Here is a 20,778-nt window from a genome sequence, read left to right as displayed (position 1 = left end):
CTGACGAGGGAGGGTCACGACCAGGTGGAGCGCAGGACGATCGGCGCGACGGCGCTCGCGGTGGGGGCCGTCGGACTGGGGTGCATGCCGATGAACTGGGCGTACAGCACGTCGCGGCAGCGGGGCGAGGAGTCGGTCAGGGCCGTGCACCGGGCCCTCGATCTGGGCGCCTGCCTGCTGGACACGGCGGACATGTACGGCCCGTTCACCAACGAGCTGCTGCTGGGGCGGGTGTTGAAGGAGCGACGGTCGGACGCCTTCGTGTCGACCAAGGTCGGGCTGCTGGTCGGCGATCAGCACATCGTGGCCAACGGCCGCCCCGGCTATGTGAAACGTGCCTGCGACGCCTCCCTGCGCCGGCTGCAGACGGACGTCATCGACCTCTACCAGTTGCACCGCGCCGACCCCGAGGTGCCCGTCGAGGAGACCTGGGGCGCGATGGCGGAGCTGGTGCGGGCCGGGAAGGTGCGGGCGCTCGGGCTCTGCGCGGTCGGCGCGCGGTCGGCCCGGCGGCCGGGGGCGCGGCTGCACGACGCGACGATCCGGCAACTGGAGCGGGTGCAGCAGGTGTTCCCGGTGAGCGCGGTCGAGGCCGAGCTGTCGGTGTGGTCGCCGGAGGCGCTGCGCACGCTGCTGCCGTGGTGCGCCTCGCGCGGCGTCGGTTTCCTCGCCGCGATGCCGCTCGGCAACGGCTTCCTGACCGGCACGCTGACGCCCGGGCAGGGCTTCGAACCGGACGACCTGCGCGCCCGGCACCCCCGCTTCACCGCGGAGATGATGGCCGCCAACCAGCCGATCGTGGCCGGCCTGCGCCGGATCGCGGCCCGGCACGGCGACGGGGTCACGCCGGCGCAGGTGGCGCTGGCCTGGGTGCTGGCGCAGGGACGGCACGTGGTCGCGGTGCCGGGCACCAAGCAGGAGCGCTGGGTGGCGCAGAACGCCGGGGCGGCTGCGCTGCGGCTGTCCGCGCAGGATCTGGCGGAGGTGGGTGGGCTGCCGGCGGCGCAGGGATCCTGGGACTGACGGACGGTTCCCGGATTCGGGTGTGTGTGATCGGGAACTTGGAGGGCCGCAGCGGTGTATGACAAGGAGAACCCGCCGCGTCGAAGGGACCATGATCGTGCAACGTCGAGCCGTGACGGCCGTGTTGGCCGCCGCCCTCCTGCTGACGGCCGGCTGCTCCTCCGACGACCCGGGTCCCTCGGACTCGGACGGGAGCACCTCCCCCGGCAGCCGCAGCAGTACGACGGCCCAGTCGTCGCCCTCCGGCCCGGCCACCGCGCAGACACCGCCCGCGAAGGGCGCCGTGAAGGTGGTCCGCACGGTCGCCACGGGGCTGGAGAGCCCCTGGGGGCTGGCCCCGCTGCCCGGCGGTGACCTGCTGGTCTCCTCCCGTGACGAGGCCACGATCACGCGGGTCGACGAGAAGACGGGCAAGAAGACGGAGCTGGGCGAGGTGCCCGGGGTGTCGCCGGCCGGAGAGGGCGGCCTCCTCGGCATCGCGCTCTCCCCCGACTTCGCCTCGGACCGCATGGTCTACGCGTACTTCACCGCCGCCTCCGACAACCGCATCGTGCGCATGCTGTACAACGAGAAGAAGCCCTCCGGTCAGCAGCTCGGCGCGCCGGACACGGTCTTCCGGGGCATTCCCATGGGCTTCGTCCACAACGGCGGCCGGATCGCGTTCGGCCCCGACAAGATGCTGTACGCGGGCACGGGCGAGAGCGGCAACGAGGGGCTGTCCCAGGACAAGGAGTCCCTGGGCGGCAAGATCCTGCGGATGACGCCGGACGGCGCCCCGGCGCCCGGCAACCCCTTCCCCGACTCCCCGGTGTACTCGTACGGCCACCGGAACGTGCAGGGGCTGGCGTGGGACGACAAGCAGCGGCTGTTCGCCGCGGAGTTCGGGCAGGAAACCTGGGACGAGCTGAACGCGATCAAACCGGGCGACAACTACGGCTGGCCCGAGGCCGAGGGCAAGGACGGCGGCTCCGGTTTCCACGATCCGCTCGCCCAGTGGAGCACGGCCGAGGCCTCGCCCAGCGGCATCGCGTACGCCCAGGGTTCGGTGTGGATGGCGGGCCTGCGCGGAGAGCGGCTGTGGCGGGTCCCGCTGAAGGGCACGGAGGCCGCGGCCGACCCGCAGGCGTTCCTCGAGGGTGAGTACGGGCGTCTGCGCACGGTGGTCGCGGCGGGCGGCGACAAGCTGTGGCTCGTGACCAGCAACACGGACGGGCGGGGGAACGTGAAGGACGGCGACGACCGGATTCTGGAGCTGGAGGTGAAGTAGGCGCGGTCGTTCAACTCCGGTTTTCGTCGGGCCGGTCCTCGGCGGGTGCCTGCGGCTCCGCGACGGCATCCGTGGCCGCCTCTCCGGCCGTGTTCTGGGGGCGGGGCAGGTGGACGACGACCTTGCCCGAGGTGAGGTCTATCGGGCCGTGTCCCGGATCGCCGTCGCCGACGTCCTCGCGGGTGAGTTCCAGACGGTTCTGCTCGTCGCGGGTGTGCTTGCGGCCGGGGGCGAACAGTTCCTCGAATGCGTTGAACACACCAGTCTCCGTCCGTGGGCGTCCCTTAGAGCGTAAGCCTCACTCCGCCGAACGGGACGTGAGCCGTTCGGCCGGGAACAGGTCCAGGCGGTGGGCCACCGCCGCCGCCTCGCCGCGACCGGATACGCCGAGCTTGGCCAGGATGTTGGAGACGTGGACGCTGGCCGTCTTGGGGGAGATGAAGAGCTCCTCGGCTATCTGGCGGTTGGTGCGGCCGTCGGCGACCAGGCGCAGCACGTCGCGTTCGCGGCTGGTGAGGCCGAGGGCCTCGGCCGGGTCGGCGGGGGCGGGGTCCGGCTCAGGGGCGTGGCCGAGGGTGAGTCGGGCGCGCTGGGCGAGCAGCGTGACGGCGTCGGCGAGCGGGCGGGCGCCGAGGTGCCCGGCGACGGTGCGGGCGAGGCGGAGCAGCTCCCTGGCGCGGGCGCGCTCGTCCTCGCCGCCGACGGCCACGAGGGCGCCGGCCAGCCGGTGCCGGACGCGGGCCAGCTCGTAGGGGCGTTCCAGGCACTCGAAGGCGGTGACCGCCTCCGACCAGAGCTCGGGGGTGTCCCGGCCGGTGGCGCGGTGGAGTTCGGCGCGGACCCACTTCTCGTGGGCGAGCCAGACCGGGACGCCGGCGGGCAGGGCCTTGGCGGCCTCGGTGAGGCGTTCGAGGACCTCGGCGCGACCCTCCTCGGCGACCGGCAGTCCGCGGGCGTCGGCCTCGGCCTCGGCGGCGGACAGCAGCAGGGGCCAGCCGAAGCGCTGGGTACCGGGCGGGAAGCCCGCGTCCAGGACCCGGCCCAGCTCGGCGCGGGCGTCGAGGAGGCGGCCCTCTGCGGCGGCGAAGGCGATGGTGAGGACGGCCAGCGGCAGCCGGTGCTGCGGCATGGGGTCGTGCGTGCCGTAGGCGGCGCGGGCCTCGGCGAGCAGCCGGCCGGCCTCGGCCGTCTCGCCGCGGGCCAGTGCCACGGCGGCGCGCTTGAGGGCGGCGCCGCCGCGTGGTGCGGCGCCCCGGCCCGGAGCTCCGGACATGGCCGCGGCCTCCATCGCCTCGTCCCAGCGGCCCAGCGAGATGAGCGACTCGGCGAGGTTGCCCCAGACCCAGGCCTCGGACTCCAGCAGCCCCATCCGCCGGGTGAGGTCGACGCCTTCGCGCAGGATCCCCAGCGCCTCCTCGGAGCGGCCGACGCTTTCCAGGACGGAGGGCAGGTTGACGTGACTGCGGCCCACCACGGCGGCCCGCCCCTGCGCGGTCACCGCGTCTCTGACCCGGTACATCTCCGTGAGCCCCGCGTCGATGTGCCCCGCGTCCACCATGAGGCCGCCGAGGGTGAGCCGGGCGTTGAGCTCGATGTCGGCGGCGCCCACCATGCGCGCGTACTCGACGGCCCGCTCGGCGGCGGTCACGGCGTCGGGGCCGGGGTTGTGGAGCATCGACCAGTTGGCGGCCATGGCCAGCACCTCGGCGTGCACCTCTGACGGGGGCAGGCCGCGGACCAGTTCCTGGGCGATGCCGAGCTCACGCCAGCCGTCGCCGCGGCCCTGGGCCTGGACCAGCAGCGAGCGCTGGGTCCAGAACCAGGCGGCGCGCTGCGGGTCCTGCCCGCTGCCGCCCGGCCGGGCGCCGGGTGCGGCGTCGTGCTCGTCGTCCAGCAGGCGCAGTGCCCGCTTGGTGATCTTCATGGCGCGCTCGCGCTCGCCGCACAGCCGTCCGGCGACGGCGGCCTCGGCCATGAGGTCGAGGTACCGCAGGGGCTTGGTCCGCGGGTCGCAGCCGCAGGGCGGGTAGACCTCGGTGTAGTCGACGGGGCGCAGGGTGGCGCGGACCTCGTCGGGGGCGGAGTCCCACAGCTCCATGGCGCGCTCCAGCAGCCGGAGCTGCTCGGAGTAGGCGTGCCGGCGACGGGCCTCGACGGAGGCGTCCAGGACGGCGGGCAGGGCCTTGGCGGCGTCGTGGGCGTGGTACCAGTAGCTGGCCAGGCGCATCACGCGCTCGGCGGCGGGCACCAGCGTGGGGTCGGCTTCGAGTGCTTCGGCGTAGCGGCGGTTGAGGCGGGAGCGCTCGCCGGGAAGCAGGTCGTCGGCGACGGCCTCGCGGACCAGGGAGTGGCGGAAGCGGTAGCCGTCGCCGTCGGGCGCGGGGAGCAGCAGGTGGGCGTTGACGGCGGCGCGCAGGGCTTCGATGAGGTCGTCCTCGGCGAGCCGGGCGACCGCGGCGAGCAGCCGGTACTCGACGGTGGAGCCGCCCTCGGCGACGATCCGGGCGACCCGCTGGGCGCTCTCGGACAGGGCTTCGACGCGGACCAGCAGCAGGTCGCGCAGGGAGTCGGTGAGGCCGGTGCAGCTGCCCTCGTGGGCGGCCACCGCGAGTTCCTCGACGAAGAAGGCGTTGCCGTCGGAGCGCTCGAAGATCTGGTCGACCTGGAGCGGGTCGGGTTCGTGGGCGAGGATGCCGGCGATCTGGCGGCCGACTTCCTCGCGGGTGAAGCGGCCCAGTTCGATGCGGCGGACGGTGCGCAGCCGGTCGAGTTCGGCGAGCAGGGGGCGCAGCGGGTGGCGGCGGTGGATGTCGTCGGAGCGGTAGGTGGCCAGGACGACGAGGTGGCCGGTGCGCAGGGTCCGGAAGAGGTAGGCGATCAGGTGGCGGGTGGAGGCGTCGGCCCAGTGCAGGTCCTCCAGGACGAGCACGACGGTGTGCCGGGCGGCGACGCGCTCCAGGAGGCGGGCGGTGAGTTCGAAGAGGCGGGCCATGCCCTCCTCGTCGTGCCGGCCGCTGCCGGGGCCGGTGGCGGTCTCGCACAGCTCGGGCAGCAGCCGCGCGAGCTCCTCCTCCTGCCCGGCGGCCGCGGCGGCCAGTTCCGCGGGCAGTTCGCGGCGCAGGGCGCGCAGGGCGGTGGAGAACGGCGCGAAGGGCAGTCCGTCGGCGCCGATCTCCACGCAGCCGCCCAGCGCGACGACGGCGCCCTGCCGGCGGGCTGCGCCGGCGAACTCCTCGACGAGGCGGGTCTTGCCGACGCCCGCCTCGCCCGCGAGCAGCAGTGCCTGCGGCTCGGCGGCGCCGGCGGCGCGGACGAGCGCGTCGTTCAACGTGTCCAGTTCGCCGGTGCGGCCGACGAACACGGGACTGACGGACCTGGTCTCCACGGACCCGAGCATCGCACGCGGGTCCGACAGCGCGGCAGGGGTTTTCGGGTGGGCGGTGGGCGACGGGGAGGGCGGAACGACGGCGGGGAGGGCGGCCGTGCGGCCACCCTCCCCGGTCCCCCCGTTCACGCGGCCCGGGCGATTCGCTGCCGGCGGAACCGGAACGTATGACTCTCCGCCTCGGCGGCTGCGTGGCGGGCGTCGCGACGGGCGGCGCGCCGGGCGCGGACGGCCTCGCGGGCCAGCCGGGCCTCGTCGGCACGGCGGATCAGTTCGGCGGAACGGAGCTGCAGGATCTCGTACTCGTACATGGTGTGTCCCCTGGTCCCTCGGTGAGAGTCGGTTTCGGCTTCGCTCGCTTGCTTGCTTGCGATGCCTCAACCTTCGTCTCCCAGGGGGGTGCGCCACATCGGGTAAGTTCCGCATCTTCGCCACCGGGTGGGGCCTTAGACGTGCGTGTGGGGTCTTAGGGCGGGCGCATGATGCGCGCCGGGTGCCCTAAGACCCCATGTGAGCTGCGTAGGCGTCAGCCCACGGACGGCACGGCCAGCATGACGTCGGTGTACTTGAGTACGGCCAGGATCAGGCCGATCACGCCCAGCGCGACGCCCGCCCAGGAGACCGACTTGATCCACGCGGCCTGCGGCTTGCCGGGCGCGCCGAACGCGGGCCGGACCAGCACCACGACGCCGACGATCAGCGCGACCAGGGCGAACAGGCCGCCCCAGAGCGCGGTGGCCTGCCAGGCGTCTCCGTAACCCTTCTCGAGCATGGTCTGGACGTTCGACGTCGACGTCGTCTCCAGCTGTCCGAAGACCGCCTCGCGGGCGGAGGCCACCGTGCCGACCCAGCTGCCGGTCAGCGAGACGATGCCCAGCCCGGCGGAGACGACCGCGCCCGCACCCTGGCCGACGCCCGTGGGGCCCTCGGTCCCGGCGGCACCGGTCACGGCGTCGTCGTCCGTGGTGACCTCGTCCTTCGTGGCGTCCTCGGTCGTGGCGTCGTCCGTCGTGGTGTCGGCGTCGTCCCGGGTCCCGGTCGCCGCGGCCTCGGCCGCCTCGTCCGTCTTGTGCTCGTCGGTCTTCACGCCGGTCTCGTCCACTGTCTTCGTTCCCATGTCTCGCACCGTACGGACGCTGTCTGAGAGGTCCCTTAATGATCCTTGTGAGCGGCACGCGCGCGTGCCTCACGTGCCGCACGCCACTCGGGCGCGAGCACCGCCCACACCTCGATGTCCTGGCGGACACCCCGGTACGGGGCGCTTTCGCGCAGCACGCCCTCACGCATCATGCCGAGTCGCCGGGCGGCGTTGACACTCGGGGTGTTGACGGACGACGCGTGCCACTCCACGCGGTGCATGCCGCGCTCGTCGAACGCCCAGTCGATCAGCACCCGGGCGCCGCGTGTGACCAGGCCACGGCCCGTGCCGGCGGGCTCCAGCCAGCAGCCGATCTCGCAGACGCCGGTGGCCGCGTCGAAGACCCGGAAGAGCAGTCCGCCGACGAGCTTGCCGTCCAGCCACAGCCCGTGCAGGAAGCCGCTGTCGGCGGCGTGCCGGTCGGCGTAGGCCTGGAGCAGCTCCCGGGCGGAGTCGACGTCCGTGGCCTTCGTCCCGAAGGGGATGTGCTGTGTGATGAAGTCCCTGCCCCGGTCCAGGTGGGCCAGGAACTCCTCGGCGTGCCAGGTCTCCAGGGGGCGCAGTTCGGCTCCGTCGTCACCCAGTGGTATCGCGTACATCCCGGTGTCGTTCCTCCTCCGCAAGGACGTCCGCCACTTCGGCGTCCGTCGCCGCGGCCAGCCTCTCATGGGCGGCGCGGCACTCGGGCGGCTCGATGCTGATGCGCGGAAGGATCTTGTCCAGCCGGCGCGGCAGCCACCAGTTGGCGCTGCCGAGCAGGTGCATCAGGGCGGGCACCAGGAGCGTGCGCAGCACGAAGGCGTCCAGGGCGACGGCGGCGGCGAGCGCGATGCCGAACATGGCGATCACCCGGTCGCCGCTGAGGACGAACGCGAGGAAGACCGAGATCATGATGACCGCGGCGGAGTTGATCACCCGGCTGGTCTCGGCGAGGCCGACGCGGACCGCGCGGCGGTTGTCACCGGTCTCCAGCCACTCCTCGTACATCCGGCTGACCAGGAAGACCTGGTAGTCCATGGAGAGCCCGAAGAGCACCGACACCATGATCACGGGCAGGAAGGGCTCGATCGGGCCCGCGCTGCCGAGGCCGAGCAGTTCGCTCCCCCAGCCCCACTGGAAGATCGCCACGACGATGCCGAAGGACGCGGCCACGGCGGCGACGTTCATCATGGCGGCCTTGACCGGGATGCCGATGGAGCGGAAGGCCAGCAGGAGCAGCAGGCAGCCCAGGCCGATGACGACGCCGACGAAGAGGGGCAGCTTGCCCACGATGACGTCGGCGAAGTCGTCGTAGCCGGCCGTCACGCCGCCGACGTGCAGGTCGAGCGCGGTGCCGGACTCGGCGCGCGGCAGCACCTCGGAGCGCAGCCGTTCGACGAGGTCGCTGGTGGTCTGGGACTGCGGGGCCGACTCGGGTACGACGCTGAGGTAGGCGGTGTCGCCGCCCGCGTTGTACGTCACCGGTGACACCGAGGCGACGCCCTCGGTGGCGCGCAGGGAGGCGTCGAGGTTGTCCAGAGCGAGGCGGTCCTCGGCCCCGCCGACCTCGGTGACCAGGGTGAGGGGGCCGTTGACGCCGGGCCCGAAGCCCTCGGCGAGCAGGTCGTAGGCCTGGCGGGTGGTGGTGCCCTGGGGGTCGTTGCCCTGGTCGGAAGTGCCCAGGCGCAGTCCGAGGGTGGGCAGCGCGAGCACGGCGATGACGACGAGGGCGATGGCGCCGAGCAGCTTGGGGTGGCGCTCGACGAAGGCCGACCAGCGGGCCGCGAACCCGGTGGGCAGCTCGGGCTCGGGCCCGTGCTCCGCGAGCCGGCGTCGCTCGCGCCGGCTCAGGGCGCGCGGGCCGATGTACGACAGCAGGGCCGGCAGCAGCGTCACCGAGGCCGCGACGGTGAGGACGACGGTCAGCGAGGCGGCGATGGCCACGCCGTTGAGGAAGCTCAGCCGGAGGATCAGCATGCCCAGCAGGGCGATGCAGACGGTGGCACCCGCGAAGACGACCGCGCGTCCCGTGGTCGCGACGGCGTTCTCCGCGGCCTCGGCCACGGTGAGTCCCCGCTTCAGACCGCGCCGGTGTCTGGTGACGATGAACAGGGCGTAGTCGATGCCGACGCCGAGGCCGATGAGGGTGCCCAGCATGGGCGCGAAGTCGGCGACGGTCATGGCGTGGCCGAGCAGGGTGATGCCGGCGTAGGCGGTGCCGACGGAGACCAGCGCGGTGGCGATGGGCAGCACGGCGGCGGCGAGGGAGCCGAAGGCGAGGAAGAGCACGACGGCGGCCACGGCCACGCCGAGGGCCTCGGCGAGATGGCTGCCCGGCGCCTCGGTGAGCGCGACGGCACCGCCGCCCAGCTCGACCTGGAGCCCGTCGGCCTCGGCCGCCTTGGCGGTGTCGACCACGGCCCGCGCCTGGCCTGCGTCGATGTCCTGGGAGGCGTCCGCGAAGGTGACCGTGGCGTACGCGGTGTGGGCGTCCTCGCTGATCAGGGGCGAGTCGGCGTCGTCGTACGGGTTGGTCACCGAGGCCACCCCGGGCAGGTCCGCGATGCGGTCCAGGGTGCGGGTCATGGTCTGTTCGACGTCGGTGGCGCGGACGGTGCCGTCGGTGGTGTGCCACACGATCGTGTCACTGTCGCCGTCGAGGCCGGGGAAGCCGGAGGCGAGCAGCCGGGAGGCACGGTCGGAATCGGTGCCGGGGACCCCGTAGTCGTTGGAGTAGGCAGAGCCGGTGACCACCGCGGCCGTGGCGACCCCGCCGAGGGCGAGGAGCCAGAGCAGGACGGCGACGAGACGGCGTTGGACACACCAGCGTGCAAGGGCTGCCAAGAACGTGCTCCCAGGGTGTCTGATTGTGGATCTTTGACCGGGATCAGTCGTTCGTGGTGTGAACGGCCCGCAAAGAACGCATGAGCGATGCGATGCCACTCTTGCAGGCAGAAATGATCGTTTGCGGGTTTCGTGTGCTTATTCACAACACTGGTTGTTCACCGCGCTGCCGTGACGCACCGCCGTAACGCACTGGGGGGATGCATCGTGACCGATGCATCCCCCCAGGGGTGTGCGGGTGTCAGCCCTCGACGCCCAGCTTCTGCAGGATCAGCTCCTTGACGCGGGCGGCGTCCGCCTGACCCCGGGTCGCCTTCATGACCGCGCCGACCAGGGCGCCGGCCGCGGCCACCTTGCCGCCGCGGATCTTGTCGGCGATGCCCGGGTTGCCGGCGATGGCCTCGTCGACGGCGGCGGTCAGCGCGCCCTCGTCGGAGACGACCTTCAGGCCGCGCTTGTCGACGACCTCGTCCGGCGTACCCTCGCCGGCGAGGACGCCCAGGATGACCTGGCGGGCCAGCTTGTCGTTGAGCTCGCCCTTCGTGACCAGTTCGGCGACGCGTGCGACCTGGGCCGGCGTGATCGCCAGCTCGTCCAGCGCCTTGCCCGACTCGTTGGCACTGCGGGCCAGCTCGCCCATCCACCACTTGCGGGCGGAGGCCGCGTCGGCACCGGCGTCGATGGTGGCGACGATCGGGTCCAGCGCTCCGGCGTTGAGGATCGACTGCATGTCGGTGCCGGAGATGCCCCACTCCTCGCGGAGCCGGTTGCGGCGCACCAGCGGCAGCTCGGGCAGGGCTGAACGGATCTCCTCGACCCACTCGCGGGACGGGGCGACCGGCACCAGGTCGGGCTCCGGGAAGTACCGGTAGTCCTCGGCCTCCTCCTTCACTCGGCCCGAGGTCGTGGACCCCGTGTCCTCGTGGAAGTGGCGGGTCTCCTGGATGATCGTGCCGCCGCCGCTCAGCACCGCCGCGTGCCGCTGGATCTCGAAGCGGGCCGCGCGCTCGACGGACCGCAGCGAGTTCACGTTCTTGGTCTCGCTGCGGGTGCCGAACTTCTCGGTGCCGTTCGGGCGCAGCGACAGGTTCACGTCGCAGCGCATCTGGCCCATCTCCATGCGGGCCTCGGACACGCCGAGGGCCCGGATGAGCTCGCGCAGCTCACGGACGTAGGCGCGGGCGACCTCGGGGGCGCGCTCGCCCGCTCCCTCGATCGGCTTGGTGACGATCTCGATGAGCGGGATGCCGGCGCGATTGTAGTCGAGGAGGGAGTGCGAGGCGCCGTGGATACGGCCCGTCGCGCCACCGACGTGCGTCGACTTGCCGGTGTCCTCCTCCATGTGGGCGCGCTCGATCTGGACGCGGAAGGTCTCGCCGTCCTCCAGTTGCACGTCGAGGTAGCCGTCGAAGGCGATCGGCTCGTCGTACTGGGAGGTCTGGAAGTTCTTCGGCATGTCCGGATAGAAGTAGTTCTTCCGGGCGAAGCGGCACCACTCGGCGATCTCGCAGTTCAGCGCGAGACCGATCCGGATCGCCGACTCGACGCCGGTCGCGTTGACGACCGGGAGCGCGCCGGGCATGCCGAGGCAGACGGGGCAGGTCTGGGTGTTCGGGTCGGCGCCGAGCGCGGTCGAACAGCCGCAGAACATCTTGGTCTTGGTGCCGAGTTCGACATGGACCTCGAGGCCCATGACGGGGTCGTACGACGCCAGCGCGTCCTCGTACGACACCAGGTCGGTCGTGGTGGTCACGGTGAAACTTCCCTCTCAGCCCAGCAGGACGTCGTCGTCGCCCAGCCGCTTCAGCTCGCGGTAGAGGATGGCGAGGCCGGTGACGATGGCGGCGGCGGACACGGCGGCGTCGACCAGGCGGAGCGTGTCGCTCTCCGCGCGGGCGAGCTTCGCCTGCTTGGCGACGCTGAACGCGCCGAACGCGGTGGTGGCCATGGACAGGTACAGGCCGTTCTTGGACTTCTTGAAGCCCTTGGCCTTCGACAGCTTGCTCACAGCGACGGTGCCTCCTCCAGCAGCGGGTGGCCCCACTTTTCCACGAAGGCGGCCTCGACGGCGGCGCCGACCTTGTACAGCCGGTCGTCCTTCAGGGCGGGGGCGATGATCTGCAGACCCACCGGCAGGTTGTCCTCGGGGGCGAGGCCGCAGGGCAGCGACATGGCCGCGTTGCCCGCCAGGTTGGTGGGGATGGTGCACAGGTCGGCGAGGTACATCGCCATCGGGTCGTCGGCGCGCTCGCCGATCGGGAAGGCGGTGGTCGGGGTCGTCGGGGAGACGATCACGTCGACCTGCTCGAAGGCCCGCTCGAACTCCTGCTTGATGAGGGTGCGGACCTTCTGGGCGCTGCCGTAGTACGCGTCGTAGTAGCCGCTCGACAGGGCGTACGTGCCGAGCATGACGCGGCGCTTGACCTCGGGGCCGAAGCCGGCCTCGCGGGTCAGGGAGGTGACCTCCTCGGCGGAGTGCGTGCCGTCGTCGCCGGTCCGCAGGCCGTAGCGCAGGCCGTCGAAGCGGGCGAGGTTGGAGGAGCACTCGGAGGGCGCGATCAGGTAGTACGCGGAGAGCGCGAGGTCGAAGGACGGGCAGTCCAGCTCGACGATCTCGGCGCCCAGCTCCTTCAGCAGCTCGACGGACTCGTCGAAGCGCTGGACGACACCGGCCTGGTAGCCCTCGCCGCGGAACTGCTTGACGACGCCGACGCGCATGCCCTCGACGCTGCCGTTGCGGGCGGCCTCGACGACCGCGGGGACGGGCGCGTCGATCGACGTGGAGTCCATCGGGTCGTGCCCGGCGATCACCTCGTGCAGCAGGGCCGCGTCCAGGACCGTGCGGGCACAGGGGCCGCCCTGGTCGAGGGAGGAGGAGAAGGCCACCATGCCGTAGCGGGAGACGCCGCCGTACGTCGGCTTGACGCCGACCGTGCCGGTGACGGCCGCGGGCTGGCGGATGGAACCGCCGGTGTCGGTGCCGATGGCGAGCGGCGCCTGGAAGGCCGCGAGGGCCGCGGAGGAGCCGCCGCCGGAGCCGCCGGGGATCCTGGTCAGGTCCCAGGGGTTGCCGGTCGGGCCGTAGGCGCTGTTCTCGGTGGAGGACCCCATGGCGAACTCGTCCATGTTCGTCTTGCCGAGGATGACGACGTCCGCGTCCTTGAGGCGCTTGGTGACGGTCGCGTCGTACGGCGGGATCCAGCCCTCGAGGATCTTCGAGCCGACGGTCGTGGGCACGCCCTCGGTGGTGAAGATGTCCTTGAGCGCGAGCGGCACGCCGGCCAGCGGGCCGAGCTTCTCGCCGCGCTCGCGCTTGGCGTCGACGGCGCGGGCCTGCGCGAGGGCGCCCTCGCGGTCGACGTGCAGGAAGGCGTGCACCTTCTCGTCGACGGCCTCGATGCGGGCCAGGTGGGCCTCGGTGACCTCGACGGCCGTCAGCTCGCCGGAGGCGATCTTCGCGGCGATCTCGGCCGCGGTGAGCTTGATGATGTCGCTCATGGCGGGTTACTCCTCCCCCAGGATCTGCGGCACCTTGAAACGCTGCTGCTCCTGGGCCGGGGCGCCGGAGAGCGCCTGCTCGGGCGTGAGCGACGGACGGACCTCGTCCGGCCGCATGACGTTCGTCAGCGGGAGCGGGTGCGAGGTCGGCGGTACGTCTTGGTCGGCGACCTCACTGACGCGGGCGACCGCGCCGATGATGTCGTCCAGCTGTCCCGCGAAGTGCTCGAGCTCTTCGGGCTTCAGCTCCAGACGCGCCAGCCGGGCGAGGTGGGCGACCTCCTCGCGCGTGATGCCAGGCATGCAGCGTTCCTCTGGGGTGAGTGTGTGGTTGGGGCAAATCGGCTTGGGCAAGTCGGTTTGGCCCAATCCTATGGGGCGGCGCCCCGTGCCCGTGAAACGGTTTCCCCGTCCGCACGTCCTCAGCGGCGTGCCTCCCAGGCCGTGCTGGTCAGGAAGTGGTTGTCGTACCGGTCCTGCACGTCCAGGATGCTTTCCGGCGGGACCTCGCCGAGGCGGATGCGCTGGAGGTGGCGGAAGTACTCGAAGCGTTCGACGCCGGGGGCGAGGACGATCAGGAGGTCGGCGTCGGTGCCGGGCGCGGCGGCGAAGGCGTGCGGGCGCTCCGGGGGGATGACGACGAGGTCGCCGCGCTCGGCGGTGAGGATGTCGTCGCCGTCGAGCAGCAGGGCCACGCCGTCCAGCACGAAGAACATCTCGGCGGAGCCCTTGTGGAAGTGGGGCCGGGCGCCGTCGGCGCCGTCGGCGAGGGTGACGCGCTGGGTGGACAGCGCCCCGCCGGTCGCGCTGCTGTCGGCCAGCAGCCTGATGGTGACGGGGGCGCCGCCGAGGAGCTCGGCCCCGGCCTCCCGGACGATGACGGATTCGTCGGACTGCGGTACGGACAACGACATGGCTCGTCTCCCGGGGGTGCGCCGCGCGGCCGGTTCGATGCCGGGTGCCCACGTCCGCCCCACGTGATGCACGGCGTCAGCCGAGCCGCCCCGGGCCGCCCCGGGCCGTCCGCCGCGCCCCGACCGCCCCCCATGATGCGCCCGGTCCCCCCAGCCGACCGAGTCGTCCGCCGCGACCCCTCCGCCCCACGTGCCGCGCCCGGTCCCCCCAGCCGCCCCGGACCGCCCGCCGCGCCCGTCCGCCCCGCGTGATGGGCGCCCGGTCAGCCCAGTCGGCCCGGTTCGTCCGTCGCCGCGGCGGGGAGCGCCGCGGCGGGGCGCTGCCAGCCTCGGGAGCCCCGGGCGAGCAGCCAGGCCGTGGTCTCCTCCGGCGGCATCGCGGCCGCGACCAGCCAGCCCTGCACGGCGTCGCAGCCCAGGTCGCGCAGACGCTCCCAGGTCTCGTCGTCCTCCACGCCCTCGGCGACGACGAGCAGGCCGAGGGAGTGCGCGAGGTCGACGGTGCAGCGCACGATCTCGGCGTCCTCGGTGTCGATGGCCAGCCGGGCCACGAACGAACGGTCGATCTTGAGCTCGCTGACCGGGAGCTTGCGCAGGTGGACGAGGGAGGAGTAGCCGGTACCGAAGTCGTCCAGGGACATCTTCACGCCGTGTCCGGTCAGCGCGTTGAGGGTGTCGGCGGCACGCTGCGGGTCCTCCAGGAGGACGTGCTCGGTGATCTCCAGTTGGAGCGCTCCCGCCGGGACACCGTGCCGGGCCAGCCGGGCGGCCACCGCGCCCGCGAAGCCGGGGGTGTGCACGTCACGCGGGGAGACGTTGACCGCGACCGGCACGAACAGGCCCTGGGAGCGCCACCGGGCGACCTGCCCGAGCGCCGTCTCCAGGACGTACTCGGTGAGGTGGGGCATCAGCCCGGAGGACTCGGCGATCGCTATGAACTCGTCCGGCGGCACCTTGCCGCGCTCGGGGTGCACCCACCGCACCAGCGCCTCCAGGCCCGCGACCTGTCCGTCGAAGCGGACCTTGGGCTGGTAGTGCAGCTGCACCTCGCGGGCGTCCAGGGCCCGGCGCAGGTCGCCCAGCAGCCCCAGCCGGTCGGGGGTGTTGGAGTCCCGCTTGGACTCGTAGACCTCGACGCCCGTGCGGTCCCGCTTCGCCTGGTACATCGCCACGTCCGCCCGGCGCAGCAGCCCCTCGGCGTCCAGCGCGTGGTCGGGGAAGACGGCGACGCCGGCGCTGGCCTCCAGGACGAGGGTGAGCCCGTCCAGGTCGAGCGGCGAGCCGAGCGCGGCGACCAGCTGACGGGCGAGGCGGGTGGCCGACGTGGTGGAGTCGGCGACGGGCAGCAGGACGGCGAACTCGTCGCCACCGAGCCGCGCGGCCTCCGCCCCGCGCGGCAGGGCCGCCCTCAGCCGGTCGGCGGTCTGCAGCAGCAGCCGGTCGCCGGCCAGGTGTCCGAGCGTGTCGTTGACCGACCGGAAGCGGTCGAGGTCGATGAGCATCAGGGCGGCGCGGGCGCCGATGCGCTCGGCGTCGTCCAGCGCGGTCCAGGTCCGCTCCAGCAGCCACTGCCGGTTGGGCAGTCCGGTGAGCGGGTCGCGCAGCTGCTCCTCCGCGCGGGCGCGGGCGATCCACAGCGTGGAGTCGAGGGCGATCAGCGGAATGGCGAACAGCGGCAGCAGCAGCGGCTTGGCGACGGCGACCACGCACACCAGCGGCGCGATGCCGAGCAGGGCGACGGCCACCAGGCCCTGTCTGACCAGGGCGGTGCGGGCGACCGTGGGCAGGCCGGCGCGCGGTGTGTGCAGGTACCACAGCAGGGCGCGGGTGACGGCGAGGTAGGCGACGGCGACGAGCACCACCTTGGGCGCCGCGTACATCCCCCAGGTGTCCGGGTCCCAGGGGTCCTCCACGGACGGCACGGAGCCGCAGACGCCCAGCAGCAGGGCGCCCGCGGCTATGCCGAGGATGTCCACCGCGCCGTGCAGGATGCCCTGTCGCCAGCGGCCCCGGCGGGCTATGCCGACCAGCACGACGACGGTGAGGCTGACCATGCCGGCCGGAACCCAGCCGTAGAGCAGCAGCACGGCGAGGGTGAGGGCGGCGCCCGAGCCGGTGCCGCCCCACCAGCGGGAGCGGCCGAGCATGACCAGGTGGCCGACGACGATGCCGGTCAGCACGGCCAGCGCCCAGCCGACGGTGCCGGACGGGAAGAGGGCGTGGCCGTCGGTGAACGCCCGGTAGAAGCCGGCGCCCAGGACGAAGGCGGCGGCCGTGACGATCGCCGAGGGCAACGCGGGCCAGGACAGGTGCCGTTCGCCGTCGGTGTCGGACAGCCCGGGGGCGTGGCCGGACGCGGGGGCCGGGGCACCCCGCGGCGCCGGGCCGCGGGCGTCCACCGCGGAACTCGGCGTGCCACCAGCGCGCTGCCCTGGCCACCGGCTCGCCTGCCACGCCGCCACCAGGCGACTGGGGCGCAGCCGTGAGCCCGCGGCGGCGCTCTCGGTCGGTTCCATTCCCGTCCCTCTCACAGCCGGCGGTGCCCACGCCACACGGCCCCACGCCCGACGCCCCTCAACGGCTCCGCGTTGGAGAACTCTCTCCCCTGTCCCTCGGGGCAGGGGATGCCCCCCACCGCAGCTGGGCACGGCAGGCGCACATCCTCAACACTAGGCCGCAGAAGGCTTCCACGGGCAGCGGTCGTCGACGGTTGCCCGAATGCGTCCCGGCCACCCGTATGCATCTGGTATGCGCCGATCGGGTGGCCTTCAACCGCTATTCCTCGGCCGAAAGCGCGGCGTCGGCCGCCGTTTCGGGCCCCTGCTCGAGCAGGACGGTGAAACCGTCCTCGTTCAGAAGCGGCACCTTGAGCTGCATCGCCTTGTCATATTTCGACCCCGGGTTGTCACCGGCGACGACGAAGGACGTCTTCTTGGACACGGATCCGGTCACCTTCGCACCCCTGCTCTGCAGGGCGTCCTTGGCCGCGTCCCGGGTGAAGTTCTCCAGGGTGCCGGTGACGACGACGGTGAGTCCCTCGAGCGGGCGCGGGCCCTCGTCCTCCCCCGTCGACCGGTCCTCCAGCGGAACTCCGGCCGCCTTCCACTTGCGGACGATCTCGCGGTGCCACTCCTCGGCGAACCACTCCTTGAGGGAGGCGGCGATGATGGGGCCGACGCCCTCGGTGTTCGCCAACTCCGCCTCGGTGGCCTGCTCGATGCGGTCGACGGAGCGGAACTCCCGGGCGAGCGCCTGGGCGGCGACCGGTCCGACGTGCCGGATGGACAGGCCGTTGAGGAAGCGGGCGAGCGGACGGCTCCTGGCCTCCTCGATGTTCTTCAGCAGCGCGAGGGTGTTCTTCTTCGGCTCACCCTTCTGGTTGGCGAAGACCGTGACGATCTTCTCCTCGCCGGTCTTGGGGTCGCGCTTGGGCAGCCCGCTGTCCGGGTCGAGGACGTACGCCTTGATGGGCAGCAGCTTCTCGACGGTGAGGTCGAAGAGGTCGCCCTCGTCGACCAGCGGCGGGTCGGCCGGCTCCAGCGGTCCGGTGAGCGCGGCCGCCACGACGCCGCCGAAGTGCTCGATGTCCAGGCACTGCCGGCCGGCGAGGTAGGTGACACGCTCGCGCAACTGCGCCGGGCAGGTACGGGCGTTGGGGCAGCGGAGGTCGATGTCGCCCTCCTTCATGGCCCGCAGCGGCGTCCCGCACTCGGGGCACTCGGCCGGCATCACGAACTCCCGCTCGCTGCCGTCGCGCAGGTCGGCGACCGGACCGAGGATCTCCGGGATGACGTCCCCGGCCTTGCGCAGCACCACGGTGTCGCCGATGAGCACGCCCTTGGCCTTGACGACCTCCTGGTTGTGCAGCGTGGCGAACTCCACCTCGCTGCCCGCCACCGTGACCGGCTCGACCTGCGCGTACGGCGTGACCCGGCCGGTGCGGCCGACGCCCACCTTGATGTCGACGAGCTTGGTGTTGACCTCTTCCGGCGCGTACTTGTAGGCGATGGCCCAGCGCGGCGCGCGGGCGGTGGAGCCGAGCCGCCCCTGGAGGCGGATCTCGTCGAGCTTGACGACGACACCGTCGATCTCGTGCGCCACGGAGTGGCGGTTCTCGCCGTAGTACGCGATGAACTCCCGTACGCCCTCGAGGCCGTCGACGACCCTGTTGTGCGGGGAGGTGGGCAGGCCCCAGTTCGAGAGCAGGTCGTAGGCCTGGGAGAGGCGGGTCATGCCCGAGTAGCCCTCCAGGACGCCGATGCCGTGGACCACCATGTGCAGCGGGCGGGTGGCGGTGACGCGGGGGTCCTTCTGGCGCAGCGAACCGGCCGCCGCGTTGCGCGGGTTGGCGAAGGGCTTGTCCCCCGCCTCGTTCAACCGGGCGTTGAGCTCCTGGAACTTCTCCATCGGGAAGTAGACCTCGCCGCGGATCTCCACGAGGTCGGGGACCTCGTCGCCCTTGAGGCGCTCCGGGATCTCGGCGATGGTGCGGACGTTGGGCGTGATGTCCTCGCCGGTACGGCCGTCGCCGCGGGTGGCCGCGCGGACGAGCCTGCCGCGCTCGTAGGTGAGGTTGACGGCAAGGCCGTCGACCTTCAGCTCGCACAGGAAGTGGTACTCCTGCTCGCCGAGCTCCCTGGCGATGCGCTCGGTCCACGCGGCGAGTTCGTCGTCGTTGAAGGTGTTGTCCAGCGAGAGCATGCGCGAGCGGTGCTCGACGGCCGTGAAGTCCGTCTCGTACGAACCGGCGACCTTCTGGGTCGGGGAGTCCGGGGTGCGCAGCTCCGGATACTCCTCCTCCAACTGCTCCAGGGAACGCAGCAGTCGGTCGAACTCCGCGTCGCTGACGACGGGGGCGTCCTTCACGTAGTACCGGAAGCGGTGCTCCTCGATCTGCTCAGCGAGCTGCACGTGCTTCTCGCGCGCCTCGGCGGGCACACTCGTCGTCTCCGCTTGCTTGTCGCCGGCCACCGTGTGGTCCTCCCGTTACTCTGGGTTGTCCGCGAGGGATCTCGCCGCCCGGACGCAGTGGGCGAGCGCCCGGCGGGCGTACTCGGGGGACGCGCCCGCGAGTCCGCACGACGGGGTGACGGTGACCGCCTCCGCGAGAAGTCCCGGATGCAGCCCCAGCCTGCGCCACAGCGTCCTGACACCCATGACGCTACCGGCAGGGTCTGACAACGGGCCGTCCGTGCCGGGCACGACACCGGCGAGCAGCCGTGTACCGGCCTCCACCGCCTCGCCGATCGCATCGTCGTCACGTTCGGTGAGGAGGGAGAAGTCGAAGGAGATGCCGCTGACGCCGGCCCGGCGCAGCAGGGCGAACGGCACGTCCGGTGCGCACGAGTGCACCACGACGGGCCCGTCGCCGTGCACTCCGGCGACGTCGCGGAGGGCGGCCTCGACGACCTGGCGGTCGACGGCCCGGTGGGTGCGGTAGCCGCTGGCGGTCCGTACCTGGCCGCGCAGGACGGCGGTGAGGGACGGCTCGTCCAGCTGGAGCACGGGCCGCGCCCCGGGCACCCGGCGCCGGACCTCCGCCAGGTGCAGGCGCAGTCCCTCGGTGAGCGAGGCGGCGAGGTCGCGGCAGGCGCCGGCGTCGGAGAGGACCGCCTCGCCGTTCCTGAGCTCCAGGGCGGCGGCGAGCGTCCAGGGGCCGACGGCCTGGACCTTCAACGGCCCCTCGTAGCCCTGGGTGAACTCCTCCAGGGCGTCGAGGTCCTCCCCCAGCCAGGCCCGCGCCCGTTTGGTGTCCCGCCCCGGCCGGTCACCGAGCCGCCAGCCGCTGGGCTCCACGCGCGCGTACAGCTCGACGAGCATCCCCGCGGTGCGGCCGATCATGTCGGCGCCGGGGCCGCGGGCGGGCAGCTCGGGCAGGAAGGGGAAGTCCTCGAAGGAGCCGGTGGCGGTCTTGACCGCCTCGCGCGCGTCGTCCCCCGGCAGGGAGCCGACGCCGGTGGCGGGGCCGAACCTGGGCTGGCTGTTTTCACTCACCGCAGCAGCCTACGGAACACCCCGGCGCCGTCACCTTCCCGGGCGCACCGTCAGGTCGTTGACCTCCGCGTCCCTCGGCAGGTCCAGGGCCATCAGGATCGTCGTGGCCACCGACTCGGGGTCGATCCACCGCGCGGGGTCGTACTCCTTGCCCTCCTGCTGGTGGACCTTGGCCTGCATGGGGCTGGCGGTGCGGCCGGGGTAGACCGAGGTGACGCGTACGCCGTTCGGGTGCTCCTCCTGGCGCAGGGAGTCGGCGAGGGCCTTCAGGCCGTGCTTGGAGGCGGCGTACGCGGACCAGCCCGCGTGGGCGCTCAGCCCGGCGCCGGAGTTCACGAACAGCACGTGGCCCTGGGCGACGCGGAGCTGGGGAAGGAAGAGGCGGGTCAGCTCGGCGGGGGCGACCAGGTTGACGCCCAGCTGGCTGCGCCAGGTCTTCGGCGTGAGGTCGCCGACCGGACCGAGGTCGACCACCCCGGCGATGTGCAGCAGCGAGTCCACCCGGTCGGGCAGCGTCTGGTGCGAGAAGGCCCAGGAGAGCTTGTCCGGGTCCGCCAGGTCGCCGACCAGCGTCTTCGCGCCGGGGAACGCGGCCGCCAGTTCCTTCGCGCGGCCCGCGTCGCGCGCGTGCAGCACGATCTCGTCGCCGCGCTCGTGCAGGCGGCGGGCCACGGCCGCGCCGATGCCGGAGCCCGCTCCGGTGATCACATGTGTAGCCATGCCCGCCATGCTCGCA

Annotated in this window: 17 protein-coding genes; 2 read left to right on the top strand and 15 right to left on the bottom strand. The window is 72.6% G+C overall.

Annotated elements, in window-relative coordinates:
- The first annotated feature begins 24 nt into the window (after positions 1-24).
- Both ACIGO6_RS35840 and ACIGO6_RS35835 read left to right on the top strand, forming a co-directional pair.
- Complete coding sequence (locus ACIGO6_RS35840) at positions 25-1,023, top strand: aldo/keto reductase (RefSeq protein ID WP_399883911.1); 999 nt, start codon at positions 25-27, stop codon at positions 1,021-1,023.
- A gap of 58 nt (positions 1,024-1,081) precedes the next feature.
- A complete protein-coding gene (locus ACIGO6_RS35835; RefSeq protein ID WP_399883909.1) occupies positions 1,082-2,290 on the top strand; it encodes a PQQ-dependent sugar dehydrogenase in 1,209 nt (402 codons plus the stop codon).
- 10 nt (positions 2,291-2,300) lie between these two features.
- Here ACIGO6_RS35835 and ACIGO6_RS35830 read toward each other — a convergent pair whose 3' ends face one another.
- The 15 genes from ACIGO6_RS35830 to ACIGO6_RS35760 form a co-directional block, all read right to left on the bottom strand.
- Positions 2,301-2,549, bottom strand: coding sequence for a DUF6191 domain-containing protein (locus ACIGO6_RS35830; protein ID WP_399883907.1), 249 nt, complete (start codon positions 2,547-2,549; stop codon positions 2,301-2,303).
- 39 nt (positions 2,550-2,588) lie between these two features.
- The gene (locus ACIGO6_RS35825; protein ID WP_399883905.1) at positions 2,589-5,687 is read right to left on the bottom strand and encodes an AAA family ATPase; all 3,099 of its coding nucleotides are present in this window, start codon (positions 5,685-5,687) and stop codon (positions 2,589-2,591) included.
- A gap of 113 nt (positions 5,688-5,800) precedes the next feature.
- Positions 5,801-5,986 (bottom strand): hypothetical protein, encoded by a 186-nt coding sequence (locus ACIGO6_RS35820; RefSeq protein WP_399883903.1) that lies wholly within the window; start codon positions 5,984-5,986, stop codon positions 5,801-5,803.
- Between the two features lie 215 nt (positions 5,987-6,201).
- Positions 6,202-6,792: a hypothetical protein gene (locus tag ACIGO6_RS35815; RefSeq protein ID WP_399883901.1), complete on the bottom strand. Its 591-nt coding sequence runs from the start codon at positions 6,790-6,792 to the stop codon at positions 6,202-6,204.
- Positions 6,793-6,827: 35 nt separating this feature from the next.
- On the bottom strand, positions 6,828-7,412 hold the full coding sequence (locus ACIGO6_RS35810; RefSeq protein ID WP_399883899.1) for a GNAT family N-acetyltransferase: 585 nt from the start codon (positions 7,410-7,412) through the stop codon (positions 6,828-6,830).
- Positions 7,390-9,636 carry an MMPL family transporter gene (locus ACIGO6_RS35805; protein WP_399883897.1) on the bottom strand — a complete coding sequence of 749 codons (2,247 nt, stop codon included), beginning with the start codon at positions 9,634-9,636 and terminating at the stop codon, positions 7,390-7,392. The genes ACIGO6_RS35810 and ACIGO6_RS35805 overlap by 23 nt, the downstream gene beginning before the upstream one ends.
- A 241-nt stretch (positions 9,637-9,877) precedes the next feature.
- On the bottom strand, positions 9,878-11,389 hold the full coding sequence (gene gatB / locus ACIGO6_RS35800; protein WP_399883895.1) for an Asp-tRNA(Asn)/Glu-tRNA(Gln) amidotransferase subunit GatB: 1,512 nt from the start codon (positions 11,387-11,389) through the stop codon (positions 9,878-9,880).
- A gap of 15 nt (positions 11,390-11,404) precedes the next feature.
- Entirely contained in the window at positions 11,405-11,644 is a 240-nt protein-coding gene (locus tag ACIGO6_RS35795) for a hypothetical protein (protein ID WP_043504295.1), read from the bottom strand.
- The gene (gene gatA, locus ACIGO6_RS35790; RefSeq protein ID WP_399883893.1) at positions 11,641-13,134 is read right to left on the bottom strand and encodes an Asp-tRNA(Asn)/Glu-tRNA(Gln) amidotransferase subunit GatA; all 1,494 of its coding nucleotides are present in this window, start codon (positions 13,132-13,134) and stop codon (positions 11,641-11,643) included. Before gatA ends, ACIGO6_RS35795 begins: the two co-directional genes overlap by 4 nt.
- A 6-nt stretch (positions 13,135-13,140) precedes the next feature.
- Positions 13,141-13,437, bottom strand: coding sequence for an Asp-tRNA(Asn)/Glu-tRNA(Gln) amidotransferase subunit GatC (gene gatC / locus ACIGO6_RS35785; RefSeq protein WP_003973500.1), 297 nt, complete (start codon positions 13,435-13,437; stop codon positions 13,141-13,143).
- A gap of 119 nt (positions 13,438-13,556) precedes the next feature.
- Positions 13,557-14,048, bottom strand: coding sequence for a cupin domain-containing protein (locus tag ACIGO6_RS35780; RefSeq protein WP_399883890.1), 492 nt, complete (start codon positions 14,046-14,048; stop codon positions 13,557-13,559).
- A 263-nt stretch (positions 14,049-14,311) separates the two neighbouring features.
- Positions 14,312-16,564, bottom strand: coding sequence for a putative bifunctional diguanylate cyclase/phosphodiesterase (locus ACIGO6_RS35775; protein WP_399883888.1), 2,253 nt, complete (start codon positions 16,562-16,564; stop codon positions 14,312-14,314).
- 259 nt (positions 16,565-16,823) lie between these two features.
- Positions 16,824-19,019, bottom strand: coding sequence for an NAD-dependent DNA ligase LigA (gene ligA / locus ACIGO6_RS35770; protein ID WP_399883886.1), 2,196 nt, complete (start codon positions 19,017-19,019; stop codon positions 16,824-16,826).
- Positions 19,020-19,034: 15 nt separating this feature from the next.
- Positions 19,035-20,042: a methionine synthase gene (locus tag ACIGO6_RS35765; RefSeq protein ID WP_399883884.1), complete on the bottom strand. Its 1,008-nt coding sequence runs from the start codon at positions 20,040-20,042 to the stop codon at positions 19,035-19,037.
- Between the two features lie 30 nt (positions 20,043-20,072).
- A complete protein-coding gene (locus ACIGO6_RS35760; RefSeq protein ID WP_399883882.1) occupies positions 20,073-20,762 on the bottom strand; it encodes an SDR family oxidoreductase in 690 nt (229 codons plus the stop codon).
- Positions 20,763-20,778 lie beyond the last annotated feature (16 nt).

It is taken from the genome of Streptomyces sp. NPDC053750 (genome assembly GCF_044544295.1).
Taxonomy (GTDB): Bacteria; Actinomycetota; Actinomycetes; order Streptomycetales; family Streptomycetaceae; genus Streptomyces.
This window is presented reverse-complemented; position numbering and strand designations above follow the sequence as displayed.

Excerpts from the sequence above, each read along its gene's own strand:
- ACIGO6_RS35835 (WP_399883909.1), top strand. The coding sequence starts at position 1,082 with ATGACAAGGAGAACCCGCCGCGTCGAAGGGACCATGATCGTGCAACGT.
- ACIGO6_RS35825 (WP_399883905.1), bottom strand. The coding sequence starts at position 5,687 with ATGCTCGGGTCCGTGGAGACCAGGTCCGTCAGTCCCGTGTTCGTCGGC.
- ACIGO6_RS35820 (WP_399883903.1), bottom strand. The coding sequence starts at position 5,986 with ATGTACGAGTACGAGATCCTGCAGCTCCGTTCCGCCGAACTGATCCGC.
- ACIGO6_RS35815 (WP_399883901.1), bottom strand. The coding sequence starts at position 6,792 with ATGGGAACGAAGACAGTGGACGAGACCGGCGTGAAGACCGACGAGCAC.
- ACIGO6_RS35810 (WP_399883899.1), bottom strand. The coding sequence starts at position 7,412 with ATGTACGCGATACCACTGGGTGACGACGGAGCCGAACTGCGCCCCCTG.
- gatA (WP_399883893.1), bottom strand. The coding sequence starts at position 13,134 with ATGAGCGACATCATCAAGCTCACCGCGGCCGAGATCGCCGCGAAGATC.
- gatC (WP_003973500.1), bottom strand. The coding sequence starts at position 13,437 with ATGCCTGGCATCACGCGCGAGGAGGTCGCCCACCTCGCCCGGCTGGCG.
- ACIGO6_RS35780 (WP_399883890.1), bottom strand. The coding sequence starts at position 14,048 with ATGTCGTTGTCCGTACCGCAGTCCGACGAATCCGTCATCGTCCGGGAG.
- ACIGO6_RS35775 (WP_399883888.1), bottom strand. The coding sequence starts at position 16,564 with ATGGAACCGACCGAGAGCGCCGCCGCGGGCTCACGGCTGCGCCCCAGT.
- ACIGO6_RS35760 (WP_399883882.1), bottom strand. The coding sequence starts at position 20,762 with ATGGCTACACATGTGATCACCGGAGCGGGCTCCGGCATCGGCGCGGCC.